Genomic DNA, 15153 nt, shown 5'->3' on the forward strand with positions numbered 1-15153 from the left:
GAAGATTATCTCCCATATCAAGGAGAGTCAGAGTGGCTAGAAATTGACTCTGATGAAATTACATATTTTCTAGCTGATCACCAAGACCAATGTGACACAATCGAGATAATGATTGAATAAAAGAAAGGACTTTAAGGAATCTGTCTAAAGTCATCTTTATGATTTGGCCAGGAACAGGGGATCCATACAAAAGAAAGAAAACTTTCAAGTTCCTTGCAATAACGGCAATTATTGCAATTTCAATTGGTTTAGGAAGTACTGTGATTCAAGCTCAACTAAATCAAAATAATCCTCTCAAAGTTTGCATTAACGATAAAGAAACACCATACAAAATGAAAGTCAATTTAGAGCTAGTAATAGATGGTTTACCTACACCAATACCTGCGAACATTAACTCAGGGTTGAACGATGGTGAATGTAAAAGAACCATGTATACACTAACAGATGATGGCACAATTTACGTAGAGTGGGAAGAAGAATATCCATTTGAAATTGGGCACTTTTTGTGGATGTGGGATTTCCCTCTAAGAGATATGGATCAGAGCAAATCAGCTATCTACGTCAACGGTAAGGAATCACCTAGTTTCATCAACCAACCATTACAGGATGGCTATCATTACAAAGGAGTCTTTACTACAAAGGCATACGATGAATCCAAAGACAAAGACTACCTGCCACCTGGAAATTAATAATTATAGACTTTGAAAAAATATGATGTTTAAAAAGTCTGCATAGTTTCAACTAGAAGTATTAAAAATAATGAAAAGAAGAAAGGAAGTGATTTTACCAGTATTTACCGTTGTCTGGAATAAGACCGATACCTTCTCTTTCGAAGTGTCTGTCTAATTCATCGACCCATCTCTCACGATTGTCTTTGTAAGCCCAACCGTGTACACGTAACCAGAATGAGATAATTCCAAGAAGGAATATTGTGAACATCATGGTTCCGAAGATGTAAATCATTACATCATAGAATAATGGATCATAGTTTGGTCCTAATTGTCCTGTAATTGAAGACAGAATGCTTAGGAAAATTCCTACGATAGGAGTCATTGTATATTTTGGCTCAATTTGTGCGATATATACATTTCTTTTATTCCCACAAAGTACGAGATCAGTATCCACTAAGGGTTAAATAATAAAATAAGAAAATTGTGAGGTTTGTTTATCCTCTACCCATTGCTGCGTATTTGCCAGATCTTCCTCTAATGAAGAAAGCGCCTGCAATACCACCGAATACTGCACCTGCAATAACTGATGCACCAACTACACCACCTGCGTCAAGATATGGAGTTCCTGAACCAGAGGCTGGGTTTGCTTCAGCTGCTGCGACTCTTCTTCTTTGAATCTCAAGTGCTTCTTCTAATGTGTATGATCCGGTTTGACCTTCGCTACCAACGTTACCCATGTATTGTGCAAATGCTACTGCATATGTTCCATAGATACCAATAACGAAGACAGCAACTAGGGATGCTGCTAATAGTACTTTTGTATTCATACCGTTTACCTGCTCGTTTTGGGTTCAGAGACTTATTTAACTTTTATTCTAAACCCCAAATTTCGATATAATGTACGAGATCAGTATAAGTAACGTTTAATTCTGTTCTTTGATCAGCCAAATCATGGGACGAATGCACACACATCGACATGGGAAATCACATTCCATTAGACCAGCTACACTTCGTGCACCTTCTTGGATCACACAAAGTCCTACAGAAATTGAAGAATTAGTAATAAAATATTCCAAAGATGGGTTAACTCCTAGTCAAATTGGAATTAAGCTAAGAGATCAACATGCAATTCCTCTAATCAAACCAATTACGAAAAAAAGTATGGGTCAGATTTTAGAAGAAAACGATTTGAAAGCAGAAATGCCCGAAGATCTAGAAAACATTGTAAGAAAAGCAGTGAATCTTCAAAAACACCTAAAATCAAACAAAGGAGACAACAGAAACGTCAGATCTTTGGAATTAATTGAGGCCAAAGTTCACAGACTATCAGTATACTACAAAAGAATTGGAAGGATTTCTAAAACCTGGAAATATAAATCCGTGGTTGCTCAACTAGAGTAATGACAAAATCGCTTGATGAGTCGCTTTCATATTTTAAAGATAAAATTTCAGAATCAATAAAGGCAAAAAAATCAATTTCAGTTACAACACATATTGATTGTGATGGACTGACATCTGGCAGTATTATCACTAAAGCACTCATCAGAGCAGGTGCCAATTGTACTGTTAGAACATCAAAAGAGTTTAGTAAAAAGGTAGTAGAATCTTTCAAAACAGACTCTCGCGATTTTCACATAGTAACAGATCTTGGTGGAGGTTTTGCAAATGAACTTGATCAAACCCTAGGAGATAACTGGATTGTTTTAGATCATCATCAAATTTCAGAAGAAGAGATGGATAATCAGAATGTAATCAATGCGTGGAAATATGGTATTGATGGAGGAGTTGAAATTTGTGCAGGCGGTATGGCATATCTTGCATCAATGGCCTTGGATGAAAGAAATTCAGACTTGTCTGCGATTGCAGTAGTTTCAGCATTGGGAGACAGGCAAGATCAAGGAGAGAGAAAATCATTTACGGGTAAAAATTTTGAGATTGCCAATATTGCCAAAGAGGAGGGTTTGGTAGACATTGATTTAGATTTGTTATTAGTTGGTAGAGAAACTAGATCACTTCCAGATGCTCTTGCATTTACGTCACAGCCATTTATCGAGGGATTAACTTGGAATAGAGATGCTTGTCTTTCTCTTCTAAATTCATCAGGAATCAAGCTAAAGGATGAAGGAAGATGGAGAGTACCAGCAGAACTAAACGAGGATGAGAAAAAGCAAGTAATTGAGGCAATTACAAAATATACTTCTGGGAAAAATGCTACAGAGATAATGTCAGAATTAATTGGATATACCTACACATTTCCTAGAGAAGACAAAAGAAGTTTCTTACGAGATGCACGAGAATTTTCAACCATGCTAAATTCATGTGGAAGAATTAATCGTTCAGGAGTAGGAATGGCAGTATGTATGGGAGATAGAAACAAGATTCTAAGAGAAGGTGAAACCATTCTAACAGAATATAGAAAGATGATCAGAGAATACATGAACATCTTAACTAATGAGAGGTGGAGGATCTCAGAAAGTGATACCTGTATCATGGTAAATGGTGAGGACATTGTTCCTGAAACTATGACGGGTACTATTTCATCATTAATTGCAGGTTCACCAAAAAATTCAGGAAAAATTGTAATTTTGAGAACCAAAGGGGAAGAGAACACAATAAAATTCTCATCAAGAAAATCTTTTGGATGTAAATCAGATATCAATCTAAGTGAATTGATGAGAACTGGAGCTGAGAAATTTGATGGTATAGGTGGAGGCCATAACGCTGCAGCAGGGGCAAAAATAACTAAAGACAAATTGGACGGATTTCTCAATTATTTAGAAGTAAATGTCATTAACGTGTCAAGTTCAGGTAATTCTCAGTAACATATCAAAAGAAAAGGCAGAAACTGTCAAAAAGGCTCTAGAACCAGATAATGTTGATTTTCCAGAAGGATTGAGTCTTTATGTTGAAAATATTGATAACAAACTAGTTTTTAATTTTGAAAGTAAGAAGAACATGAAACATCTAATTGGTACAGTAGATGAAGTTGTCGAACATATCCAAGTCGCTTTGAAGGTGATAGAATAATGTTGGATCCAAAAATACTCAAAGAAAATCCACAGATAATTCGAGATATGCTCAAGGCAAGAAATGTAGATTTTGATTTGGATAGATTAATTGAATCAGACCAAAAAAGACGTGAATTAATAATTAAAACGGATGAATTACGAAAAAAGAAAAATCAACTAGCCATAGATATTTCACAAAAGAAGAAGGCAGGAGAGGATGCATCATCAATTTTATCAGATATGAAAAATATTTCAGGAGATCTTACAAAATTAGAATCAGAACAGCAAATTATTGAAAATACATATTCAAGACTAGCACTAACTATTCCTAACCTTGTTGATGAATCAGTTCCTATAGGAGTAGATGAAAATGCAAATAAGGAAATTCGAAAGTGGGGGACCATACCAAGTTTTGATTTTAAAATAAATGATCATATTGACATTTCTGAAAATTTGGATTTAGTTGATTTAGAAAGAGCAGCAAAGGTAGCAGGGGCAAGATTTTATTATCTAAAAAATGATCTTGTAAGATTAAATCAATCGTTAATTCATTATGGATTGGATTTTCTTGCAAAAAAAGAGTATTCGCTGATTCAACCACCTTACATGATTAATCGAGAGTCGATGGAGGGGGCAGTCATTGCAGATGATTTTGAGGAGGTAATCTACAAAATTGATGATGAAGATCTATACATGATTGGAACATCAGAGCACGCCATGGCAGCAATGCACTCAAAGGAAATCATAGAGGGGAAGGATCTTCCATTAAGATATGCAGGCATTAGTCCATGTTTTAGAAAAGAAGCAGGAGCGCATGGTAGAGATCAAAAAGGAATTTTCAGAGTTCATCAATTTGATAAAATTGAACAGTTTGTTTTCTCTAGACCAGAAGATTCTAGAAAGGAACATGAAAAAATGCTAGCAGCTTCTGAAGAATTTTATCAGAGTTTGGAAATACCATACAGAATAATGCTATTATCAACTGGAGATATGGGAAAAGTCTCAGCAAAGACATACGATATTGAGGCTTGGATGGCAGGACAGAATGCCTATAGAGAGATTGTTTCTTGCTCAAACTGTTTGGACTACCAAGCAAGAAGGTTGAAAATAAGATACAGAGACAAAACAAATGAAGACACTCAGTATCTTCATACGCTTAATAGTACTTTGATTGCTACAACTAGAATTTTGGTATCTATTATGGAAAATTTCCAAACGAAGGACGGTCATATCAAAATTCCTCACGTTTTACAGAGTTACATGGGAAATCAGAAAGAGATCTAGTGATATACCCTTATATTTTGGATTCAAAGGTCGTTAATAATTGGCACGTAGAAAAGGTCGAGTAAAGGACAAGTGGCGAGAAAAACGCTGGGTTACAGTACATGCACCAGATTCGTTTAACAATGTCCCAATTGCATACGTTCCAATTACAGATGATGACAATGCAGTGGGTAGAGTTCTCGAAGTTACACTTTATGACATATTAAAAGGAGATCCTTCACAGCATCAATACAAAATCTATTTCCAGATTAACAAAGTTGATGGTGATAAAGCATCAACAATTTTTAAAAGATATGAATATTCAAAAGAATTTTTGCGTAGTTTAGTAAGACGAGGATCATCAAAAATTAATTTCATTATTGATATCAAAACCAAGGATGGTTATGTCTTCAGAGTCAAGGTACTTGCTCTAACCCACAGACAACTAAACACATCCAGGCAACATGCACTTAGATTAATTGCAAGAGATGTGATTAACAATACAATTCCGAGTATGAATATCGAACAATTTGTTCAAGCAACATGTTATAGTAAAATTAATTCAGATATCATGGCAGCATTCAAGAAAGTCATCAGAGTAAGACATGTAGGTCTTGAAAAAGTTAAACTCATCAGAACGGCAGAGAAAGAAACAAAATTACTTGAAGCATAGCCAACAAGAGATATTCTTTTACAATTAATGATTGAAAAAATTGAAATTACAATAGATGTAATTGTTCATGCTACAGAAGATATTTCAAAAATCTTTCAGTCATTTGAAGACTATTTAGACTTGAAAGAAAGTGATTTCACAGCTAATGAGACCATAGGACATTTTGAAAATCCAATTATTGTCCTAAATGCAAAAATTGTAAAAAAACAGGCTCAAAACTTTATGAAAAAATTACTTGGAATGTTATCTGCTGTACAAATTAATGAATTAATTGAGGAAATTGAAGAGAGAACAGAAGATTCTAGATTTCACATGAGAGTAGACAAACAAGAACTAATCAAAGGACATCTAGTAGTTAGTGAAAAAGACACAATAAAAATAAAAATTCATACCCCAATTTACAACAAAAAAGATACGGTCAAAACATTTACAGAAATTTTTCAAATTGCCACCTAGATTAAATAGGAATGAGAGAGATTTCCATTTGGGAATGAGGAAATATTAGCCGCTCCAGTCTGAGCTAACGCATTGAAGAAGCCGCGACGAACCGACCCCATAATTAATCGATCAATAATTTTGATACAGGAAATTAGTCATCATGGTATTATTTTAAATACGGATAGACGAGCCCAATTATTGTGGCAGATTATGATGTTATAATTGCAGGTGGAGGTCTTGCAGGTACAATCACTGCACAGTCTATTTCTCATTATTCAAATCAAAACTTGAAGATTTTGATTGTGGACCGAAGTCCAGAATTTTTGCCAGGTAGGAAATCATTAGCAGGTTGGGTATGTGGAGATGCATGCTCCAAAGAAGCAGTAGATTACATGACAAACAGAATTAAAATTGCTTGGACTAGACCTGAAATCGAGCATGATGTAAAAGGAGTAATGGCATATTCCCCAGACAAAGAAACAGCCATTCCATTTGATGGAGCAGGATTCATGCTTAATCGTCAAAAATTACCAGAAATTCAAAATGAACGATGTAGAAAAATGGGTATTGAGTTTGTATTTGAAATTAATCTTACAGGTTTAATTTATGAAGGACAACAAGTTGTCGGAGTACAAGGAATAGATAACAAAACAAAACAACCTTTTAAGAAAACATCAAGAATCGTAATTGATGCAACAGGGGTTACATCCATGCTTAGAAACGGACTACAAAACTCCACAAAGGTAGAAAAAAGAATCGACAGAAGAGATTTGGAATCTACTGGCAGATACATTATGTATTTTGATCAGGGAGAAAAAGATCTTTCAGAATTTGATCCTGATTATTGTATAATTCATTTAGATCAAGATATTGCACCTGGCGGATATGGCTGGGTGTTTCCTAAAGCAGATAACAAAGTAAACATCGGATTAGGAGTAGAGAAATCACTATTAGAAAGAAGGAACAAAAGATTAGGAAAGAAAGACAATGTAGAATCCTTAATGAAAGAATATCTTCATAGAAATAAAGCAATTAAAAATCCAAGACTTTCAGAAGATCCAGAAGATATCAATAACAATTCAGGAGTTTTCCAAGTTTCAGTTAGAAGACAAAATGATTGTATGGTCTCTGGTGGGTATATGATGGTAGGTGATTCTGCATGGATGCCAAAACCAATTGATGCTGGAGGAATTGGACCTGCATTAATTGCTGGAACGATTCTAGGAAATAATGTAGTAAAAGCATTAGAAGCTAATGATGTTTCAGAAGTAGGACTTTGGCAATACAATCTTGATTTTATTAAAGAATATGGATACAAAACCGCAGGTCTTGAACTTTTTAGAAGACTTGTTCAACAAATGAGTAATGAGCAAATAAGTTATGGAATGAAACACTTTTTGGGAAATATGGATGTGGAGTCAATTAGCAAGGGAGAACATCCAGACTTTTCAGGATTAGGAAAGATTGGAATGATTATCAGAGGAGCAATGAATAAGACAGTTGCAGACGGATTACGATATACATCAAAACAAAATCAATGGTTAGTAGATCATTATAATAATTATCCAAAGAATCCTTCTGGTTTTGATGAATGGAATAAGACACTGCATCAAAGATTAGATGAAGCATTTGCAAAAGTAGAAGCATTTGGAAAATAGATCTAATATTAAATATTGTTTAAATCAATGAAAACATACTTTGGAAGAATTAGAATATCTAGATTGGAATAATTCAATTAAAATCTTGGATAAGGCACATGAAGCAGGTCTTTTTGTTATCATTATAGGGCCAAAAGGAACTGGAAAGACATCACTAGTAAGAGATTTTGCAAAAAGGAAAAATGTGAATTTAGAATCAATTAATTTCAGTTTAAGAACCAGAGAAAGTCATTTGGTTGGTACCAAAACGCTTACTGATGGAACAATAAGTTTTGATGAAGGAATTTTGATAAAATCAATGAGAGAGGGGGACATACTTTACCTTGATGAAATTAATTCAGCAGAAGCAGATGTCTTACTTAGACTAGATGAAGCATTAGACGATAGACGACAAATAGTATTAAAAGAATCAACTGGCGAAGTGGTTAAAGCAAAAGAAAGTTGGTTTGTGGTTGCAACAATCAATCCATTAACACATAGTGGTACAAAAGAACTTCCCCCACAATTACTAAGTAGATTTCCAGTAAGAATTAGATTGGAATACCCACCTGAAAATATAGAATTAGAAATTATAAAAAAACATGTTTCAGGAAAGCATGAATCAGAAATAATTCAAGCAATTAAACTTGCAAATACATTAAGACAAGCTGCTGCAGTTGAAGAGTTATTTTATTCTCCAAGCTTAAGAGAAACTATAGCATTTGGGAAATTACTAGATAAAGGAATGTCATCAAAAGAAGCAGCAGATATTGTTTTTGGAAATGTATACACACAGTGGGGAAATATAGAATACCAAAAAGTAAGTGACATAATTACTTCGATGTTTGGAAATTAAATGCAAACAATTCACCTCAAAAACGAATCGTTATTAGAAATTGCCACATTTCTGGTAAGAAGATGGTCCGAAAAAGACAACATTGTTGTTGAAATCTCAGATAAAGTAGAAACTAGAACAAGACTACATGAAAATAAAGTAATGATTACACCATTAGAAAAAAGAATTGGGAATGATTTCCAAAAATACAGACAATTCAGAACATCATTATGGTATGAGGCAATGAGAATAAAATATTGTAAAAAAATTCTTAGCAACGATCATGCATTTGGATTTATTCTAAATACATTAGAAACACAACGAATTGAGCAATTAGGAAGAAAGGTTTGGAGAGGAATGGATGGTGAACTGATTTTCAATTATACATACATGCTTGTGGCAAGACCTCAACTTCATACAGTATATGGCAAAGCAAGAATTGTAGAGGCATTTTATCAATACTTTATGTTTGGAGCAATTAAAGGTGAAATTCAGTCAAGTAATTTTGAAAAAATAAAGAATGCATCTGAGTTTGCAAAAAAAATTATCAAGAAAACAATTGACGAGAATTACGATACAGACTGGATTGAAAAAAATGTAACTCAGATTATTAAAATTCTAGATATTGATTCTCTTTTAACAATTCCAGTATCGTTGCCTTTTATGAAAGCTGGAATGCCATTGTCTGAAGAAGAGCTACTAAAATTGCTAAAAGTAATTACCAAAAACAAAGAAGGTAATTTTGGTAAAGTCGATCCTGCATCAGTAATTAATGGTGACAATGTATATGATGAATACAAAGTATTACTTGACGAAAATAAAAAAACAGAAAATAAAGGATTGTCTTCAGAGACAATCGGAATTCAAATTCCATCTACAAGTAATGTAGATGAAACAACAATCTATGACATGAATTTGATTAATGGTCTAAAGATGAAATTTAAAGAATGGAAATATGGTTGGAAAGAACAGCATTTTAGATCAGGGGATGAGTTTGATGAAGAAAGTTACATTGAGGGCCATGAGCCATTTTTTTCAGATATAAAAAAATCAATCAAAACCAAAATTGTAATTTTGTTGGATCATTCATCAAGTATTGCGTCTGATGCTATTGAATACAAAAAAGCAACTCTGGCATTATGTGAAGTTTTAGCTTTTCTTAAAGTAAAATTTGCAGTATATGCATTTAGTACAGAAAACAGATCAGTTGTATGCTGGTCAATTAAACCAGAAAATATGAAATGGAATAACATTACTGCAAAGAGACTAGCACAAATTGTTGCAAATGGATCAACACCACTAGCAGAAGTTTATGATAAAATGCTACCAATGTTACAAGCAAAAAGACCAGATATTTTTCTGACATTAACTGATGGTGAGCCATCAGATTCTGATGCTGTAAGAAACATAACAAAAATATTCAAAGGATTGGGAATAAACATGGTAGCGTTAGGTCTTGGTCCTAATACAGTAAGGGCAACAACTATTGCAAACAATTTGAGATATTTGGGATATGAAAAAACTATGGCTGTAAGTAGACTAAAAGATATTCCAAGTAAAGTAATTAGTATTTTAGATGTTTGAGATTTAGTCGTCAATAAAATAATAGATATAAAATTTAACAGATATTTTATATGAGCTTGCAAAAAAGATAGATTTTAGAGGAAAAAGAATGAGCAAAATTGAAGATAATCAAATTGATAGAACATTACTAAAAAAATTTGAGGAGGAAATATGGTGTAAGATTCCTCACTTAGAAGACACAAAAATTGTTAATCCCACACCATTAGTAGATCTTACCGAAGATTTGAAAGAATGCGCTAAAACTGTCTATAAATTAGATCTTGATGATAAAGATTTGAAAGTTTTTGGCAAGTTTGATTCAACATTACTTAGTGGTTCAATCAAAGTTAGAGCTGCAGCTCATATCATCCACAATGCAATAATTTCTGGAAAGCTAAAAGGAAATCAAACAGTAATTGAAGCTACCTCAGGAAATTTTGGAATAGCGTTAGGACAATTATCAAAGCTTGGTGTTAATGTTGTTGCACTCGTATCAAGAAGATTACAAGAAGGAGTCTTTAAAGAATTAAGAAATGAAAACATTCGCATTATGGACTTGGATATGGATATTTGTCCTGCACCAGGAATGGAAAATAAAGCAAATGAATTAGCTGCAAAAGCAACTGCTGGAAATGTTCGTTCCCAATTATCAGAGCTTGGATTTAATCCTGAAATTTTTGACAAAAATCTTCAAGAGATAGAGACATTATTGGCTAAACAAGATATCATAAATTTGGCAAGATTTCTTGCAAAAATTTATGGTTTGTTTTGTCCAAAACAATATGATAATGAGTTGAATATTGATGTTCATAGAACTATTACGGCTCCTGAAATCGATCAGCAACTAAATGAAAAGGGAGATTCATTGGAGGGTTATCAGATTGTTTGTTCATTTGGTACAGGAGGTACTTCTGGAGGTTTGAGCCAGTATATGCTTGACAAATATAATAAAAAATCAATTCATGTAGTATTTCCTTCTCCTGGTCAAGATGTTGCTGGAATTAGGACTAGAGCCAAAGCCTTGGGGTTAAAACTGTACAAACCTGATACATATGCTGAAGAACATGAGATGGATTTTGAAAAGGCGAAATTCCTTCTCAAGTTCTTTGTAGACAAAGGTCATGATATAGGGGAGAGTACAGCACTGGCATTGTATTCAACAATTCAAATGACAAATTCAGGAAAAGGTAAAAAATTTGTTATCATAGTAGCCGATGGAATTGGAAAATACAAAAAGAATTTTGAACAAATATCAAAAAATAAACTTCCAATGAATATTTCCGTAGAAGATGCAGCATTAATAGCAAATGACTATGACCGAATTATTTGGGTTCATACTCAATATACACCACGTGAAGAAGGAATTGAACTTATAGCAAAATCATTAGGTGTAGATAAATCAAAAATTTCTGTACCTAAGGCAAGAACTATAGGAGAATTATTACAAACTCAACAAATTCCAGATGAACTCAAAAATGAACTAGAGGGAACAAAGGGAAAATCATTATTAGTTTGCATGGCTGGAAATACTTCTTTAATGACTGCGCAAGTTTTAGCTAGTAAGGGGATAATTACACAAAGTTTGAATGGCGGAATTACAAATTTGCCTGAAGGCAGAGGTAAAAACCCTGGCGAATTGATCAAAGCAGCTACTGAATAACATCTTGAAATGCCTTTCTGTGTCTCAACCATTTGCTGATTTAATCATTTTAGGAAAAAAAACTATTGAATTACGAAATTGGAATACTAATTTTAGAGGAGAGTTTCTAATTCACTCTCCATTAAAAATAAGAGTTGATGATTGTAATAGATTAAAAATGAATAAAAAATTTGTCACAGGTGCAATTATTGGTAAAGCAGAACTTTATGATGTAAAAAAATATAATTCATTAAAAGAAATAAAATCAGATAAAAAATTTCATCTGTCATCGAAAAATTTTCAAAATAAAACTTGGGGATTCATGTTAAAAAAACCCAAGTCATTTAGAATTCCAATTCCATGTAAAGGTCAATTAGGATTCTTTGATGTTGAAATACCTAAAACAAAAAACAAAGACATTGTTACAGATATCATTGATGAAGAATACAGATACCAGTGGATAGGACATCATTAGCATCTTGCATATTTTTGAAAAAAATTTGACTAGTATATATAAAGGGGTTATTTAAAGTCCCTCGTTATGCCTCAAACAAAGCCTATTGTTAGTGTTGAAAACGTAGTTGCGTCTGCATCAGTTGATCAAAAAATTGATCTTATTACGATAACAGAAAAATTTCCAGATACTGAATATCATCCAGAACAATTTCCAGGACTAGTTTTTAGATTAACAAATCCCAGAACAGCGACATTAATTTTTAGAACAGGGAAGATGGTATGTACTGGGGCTAAATCAGAAGAGATGGCAATTAAAGCTGTAAACACAGTTGTTCAAAAGCTAAGAAAAGGAAAAATCAAAATTAAAAATGATGCAGTGATTACAGTTCAAAATATAGTTGCAGCTATTAATTTAGGAGGAAAAATTCACTTGGAAAAAGCAGCAAGGACTTTGCCACGAAGCATGTATGAACCAGAACAGTTTCCGGGATTAATTCATAGAATGCTTGATCCAAAAACGGTAATTTTGTTATTTGCTTCAGGGAAATTAGTATGCACTGGGGCTAAAAAAGAATCAGATGTATATCGTTCAGTTCATAATTTACATGCATTATTAGAAGAGAAAGATCTAATGATTTATGATCAATGATTTTTTCTAGAAGTTGACTAAAGATATTTTTGAGGATGAAAAAATAAAATTAACGCCTGAAACAGGATTTAATTTGATAGGAATAGACTATTTTGGAGAAGCAGGAAATCAGTTGTATCTTATTGAACATTTTGAAATGTATCAGGATGCTCTGAACGCAAAAAAAGATAGAAAAAATCAAGATGAGTATTTTATTTTGTATAAAGGAGCGAATCAGGAATTTTTTTGTAGATAGATTAGAAAAATCACCGAACTTTACAAAATTTTACAAACTCTCTTATCATCAAGTTTGAAAATTAAAAAAATTATGGCTAATGAAACTAGTGATTTGATTGATACATTATATGAAAAAGAGAATCCGGTTAATTCAAAAGAGATCTCCAACCAGATCACTCGTAAGAGCCCAAAAGCAAAATACCAAATTTTTGATGAGTTAGAATTTACTCGTGGAAGAGAGGTACTAGGAGATTTAATCGTTCATGGAATGATAGCCTCAGGAGGAACAGACATAGATTGGTTAATTGAGCATAAAGGAAGTTTTGTCATACTAGAATTCAAAGGATTCCATAACGATAAGATCAATATTGCAAAAGGCCAAATGATAGCCTATGAAAAATTGCATGAGAAATTAAACCTTGCAACAAAATGTTATCTTTATGTTATAGGTTGTGATGATATTGATTTTTCAAATCCAGATTCAACAGTATGGATTTTTGAAATGAATCAGTGGAAGAAAGGTGCAATTCCAAAAAATACATCGGATATTTATGGTGAATCTCCTGGAAGACAAAACAAATTCATTGTTTATCGTGAATATATGGAAGAAATTAGTGTTGAAAAATTAAGAGATTTAGTTGATTCACATTGGAAAGAATTTGAATAGATTATGCAGTAAATGAAAATGTGCTTGATTTTATTTCCACACCATTATCTACTTTAATTGTATAAGTTCCTGAACTTTCCCAACCTGATCCTCCTGCAATAGCTAATGTAGAATATTTTCCATTATTTTTTAATGATACCTGTTCTGTCCATACAAGTTTATTATTTTGATTTACAATGGAAAGATTTACAACTCCAGAAGTATTAGATGTGCCACTTATTGATATTAGATCTTTTTTACTATATGATGACAAATCAGTTTGAATTGACAATGAAACTGGAACAGAGTTATTTGGATTATCTATTTTTGAAATTCCATCAGATACTCCATTAAAAGATACACCAACTGCAATGATGATTGCTAAAGCAGCAGCACCTATTCCAACCATTATTTTTGTATTTTTTGAATTGGAGGAAATTTTTACGGGTTTTCTTTGAAGTGTTTGAGTTTTTTGAATAGGTGTTATTTGAGGGATTACAACATCTGGAACTACTTTCTTTTCTTCAGCAGATGGAGTTGGGATTATTTCGGGTTTTTTTCCCAGGTGTTTTTCTGCTAATTTTCTAACATAATTTCTTTCATAATTACTAATGACCTCATTATTTTCACAAGCTCTACAAATTTGTTTTAGAATACGATCATCCCCAAAGTCCTTATCTAAAAGAGCCTTTACATCATCCAATAATGGATCATTCATGTGTATTTTCTCATATATTGATTATTTATGAATTCCTTGTTTTAGATTCATAGTTATTCCTAAGAATAGAAAAAAGGTAGATTTTTGAATAAATTTAAAACTATTTTGAGCAGATTTTCTGGGCTTGAATAATGACTGTTCTAATGTAGTCCTTGGCAGTGGAGTCTGTAACCCCCATTTGTTTGGCTCTGAGATAGAGATCATATTCTTTAGGATTTGTCAGATAATATTTTAAAAGGTAGTTTAGTCTGTGAGATCGTTTTTCATCACTTTTCATAATTTTCCTTTTATCCAATACTAAAAAGGTCAGAGGATAATGACATAACCAATCTCTTAGTATCATAAAATTTGAATAAAAACATATGATCTTTTTTAAACAATAATAAAAAAAGAATGGAAATGAAACGAATTGAGGCAACTGTACATATTGATAAAACCGGTGCAGTATCAGAAGCAATAAAAGCAATTGTTGGAGGATTTACCATTCTTGAAGGTAATGGAAGAGGTTCTGGACAGAGACAAACCATCAGGGCGGGTAGAGGAACAGGTACTTTTATTGCAGAATTCAACAAAGTTGCAACGGTAAGTACAATTGTGAATGACTCGGATGTGGACAAAATAACCACCGCAATTGCAGATGCAGCATTTACTGGAAATCCAGGAGATGGCATCATAGTGATATCATCAGTAGATGATGTTATCAACATTGCATCTAAAAAGAGAGGTAATGACGCCCTCTAA

20 protein-coding genes are annotated in these 15153 nt (G+C 33.1%); 16 read left to right on the forward strand and 4 right to left on the reverse strand.

All coding sequences use genetic code 11. The features are described from left to right. The first annotated feature begins 158 nt into the window (after nucleotides 1-158). Entirely contained in the window at nucleotides 159-689 is a 531-nt protein-coding gene (locus tag BD31_RS00280) for a hypothetical protein (protein WP_008296758.1), read from the forward strand. 94 nt (nucleotides 690-783) lie between these two features. Here the strand turns inward: BD31_RS00280 and BD31_RS00285 are convergent, their stop codons facing one another. Continuing rightward, nucleotides 784-1053 (reverse strand): hypothetical protein, encoded by a 270-nt coding sequence (locus BD31_RS00285; RefSeq protein ID WP_048097284.1) that lies wholly within the window; start codon nucleotides 1051-1053, stop codon nucleotides 784-786. Nucleotides 1054-1165: 112 nt separating this feature from the next. Beyond that, nucleotides 1166-1498, reverse strand: a complete 333-nt coding sequence (locus tag BD31_RS00290) for a hypothetical protein (protein WP_008296792.1) — start codon at nucleotides 1496-1498, stop codon at nucleotides 1166-1168. A 124-nt stretch (nucleotides 1499-1622) separates the two neighbouring features. Between BD31_RS00290 and BD31_RS00295 the strand changes: the two genes are divergently transcribed. The 14 genes from BD31_RS00295 to BD31_RS00360 all read left to right on the forward strand — a co-directional run bounded on the left by BD31_RS00295 (nucleotide 1623) and on the right by BD31_RS00360 (nucleotide 13715). After that, nucleotides 1623-2072, forward strand: coding sequence for a 30S ribosomal protein S15 (locus BD31_RS00295; protein WP_048097285.1), 450 nt, complete (start codon nucleotides 1623-1625; stop codon nucleotides 2070-2072). After that, nucleotides 2072-3493, forward strand: a complete 1422-nt coding sequence (recJ, locus tag BD31_RS00300) for a RecJ family nuclease (RefSeq protein ID WP_008296760.1) — start codon at nucleotides 2072-2074, stop codon at nucleotides 3491-3493. The genes BD31_RS00295 and recJ overlap by 1 nt, the downstream gene beginning before the upstream one ends. After that, on the forward strand, nucleotides 3456-3698 hold the full coding sequence (locus BD31_RS00305; RefSeq protein WP_008296795.1) for a KEOPS complex subunit Pcc1: 243 nt from the start codon (nucleotides 3456-3458) through the stop codon (nucleotides 3696-3698). The genes recJ and BD31_RS00305 overlap by 38 nt, the downstream gene beginning before the upstream one ends. After that, nucleotides 3698-4963, forward strand: coding sequence for a serine--tRNA ligase (serS, locus tag BD31_RS00310; RefSeq protein WP_008296772.1), 1266 nt, complete (start codon nucleotides 3698-3700; stop codon nucleotides 4961-4963). Before BD31_RS00305 ends, serS begins: the two co-directional genes overlap by 1 nt. Nucleotides 4964-5003: 40 nt before the next feature. After that, entirely contained in the window at nucleotides 5004-5615 is a 612-nt protein-coding gene (locus BD31_RS00315; protein WP_008296778.1) for a 30S ribosomal protein S3ae, read from the forward strand. 27 nt (nucleotides 5616-5642) lie between these two features. Further along, nucleotides 5643-6071 carry an RNA-binding domain-containing protein gene (locus BD31_RS00320; protein ID WP_008296782.1) on the forward strand — a complete coding sequence of 143 codons (429 nt, stop codon included), beginning with the start codon at nucleotides 5643-5645 and terminating at the stop codon, nucleotides 6069-6071. A 182-nt stretch (nucleotides 6072-6253) separates the two neighbouring features. Continuing rightward, the gene (locus BD31_RS00325) at nucleotides 6254-7711 is read left to right on the forward strand and encodes an NAD(P)/FAD-dependent oxidoreductase (protein ID WP_008296768.1); all 1458 of its coding nucleotides are present in this window, start codon (nucleotides 6254-6256) and stop codon (nucleotides 7709-7711) included. Between the two features lie 40 nt (nucleotides 7712-7751). After that, nucleotides 7752-8546, forward strand: a complete 795-nt coding sequence (locus BD31_RS00330) for an ATP-binding protein (RefSeq protein ID WP_008296780.1) — start codon at nucleotides 7752-7754, stop codon at nucleotides 8544-8546. After that, complete coding sequence (locus BD31_RS00335) at nucleotides 8547-10109, forward strand: vWA domain-containing protein (RefSeq protein WP_008296766.1); 1563 nt, start codon at nucleotides 8547-8549, stop codon at nucleotides 10107-10109. An 88-nt stretch (nucleotides 10110-10197) separates the two neighbouring features. Next, complete coding sequence (locus BD31_RS00340; protein WP_008296756.1) at nucleotides 10198-11748, forward strand: pyridoxal-phosphate dependent enzyme; 1551 nt, start codon at nucleotides 10198-10200, stop codon at nucleotides 11746-11748. Between the two features lie 4 nt (nucleotides 11749-11752). After that, a complete protein-coding gene (locus BD31_RS00345; RefSeq protein ID WP_048097281.1) occupies nucleotides 11753-12202 on the forward strand; it encodes an ASCH domain-containing protein in 450 nt (149 codons plus the stop codon). A 66-nt stretch (nucleotides 12203-12268) separates the two neighbouring features. Beyond that, a complete protein-coding gene (locus BD31_RS00350; protein WP_008296774.1) occupies nucleotides 12269-12832 on the forward strand; it encodes a TATA-box-binding protein in 564 nt (187 codons plus the stop codon). A 13-nt stretch (nucleotides 12833-12845) separates the two neighbouring features. Next, the gene (locus BD31_RS00355; protein WP_008296784.1) at nucleotides 12846-13067 is read left to right on the forward strand and encodes a hypothetical protein; all 222 of its coding nucleotides are present in this window, start codon (nucleotides 12846-12848) and stop codon (nucleotides 13065-13067) included. Between the two features lie 72 nt (nucleotides 13068-13139). After that, nucleotides 13140-13715 carry a hypothetical protein gene (locus BD31_RS00360; protein WP_048097282.1) on the forward strand — a complete coding sequence of 192 codons (576 nt, stop codon included), beginning with the start codon at nucleotides 13140-13142 and terminating at the stop codon, nucleotides 13713-13715. A 1-nt stretch (nucleotide 13716) separates the two neighbouring features. On the opposite strand, the gene BD31_RS00365 is transcribed toward BD31_RS00360, so the two are convergent. Then, complete coding sequence (locus BD31_RS00365) at nucleotides 13717-14412, reverse strand: hypothetical protein (RefSeq protein ID WP_008296788.1); 696 nt, start codon at nucleotides 14410-14412, stop codon at nucleotides 13717-13719. Between the two features lie 100 nt (nucleotides 14413-14512). After that, complete coding sequence (locus BD31_RS00370; RefSeq protein ID WP_158641209.1) at nucleotides 14513-14707, reverse strand: hypothetical protein; 195 nt, start codon at nucleotides 14705-14707, stop codon at nucleotides 14513-14515. Nucleotides 14708-14811: 104 nt separating this feature from the next. Here BD31_RS00370 and BD31_RS00375 point away from each other — a divergent pair, with 104 nt between their 5' ends. Beyond that, nucleotides 14812-15153 (forward strand): P-II family nitrogen regulator, encoded by a 342-nt coding sequence (locus BD31_RS00375; RefSeq protein WP_008296754.1) that lies wholly within the window; start codon nucleotides 14812-14814, stop codon nucleotides 15151-15153.

Source organism: Candidatus Nitrosopumilus salarius BD31 (assembly GCF_000242875.2).
Taxonomy (GTDB): Archaea; Thermoproteota; Nitrososphaeria; order Nitrososphaerales; family Nitrosopumilaceae; genus Nitrosopumilus; species Nitrosopumilus salarius.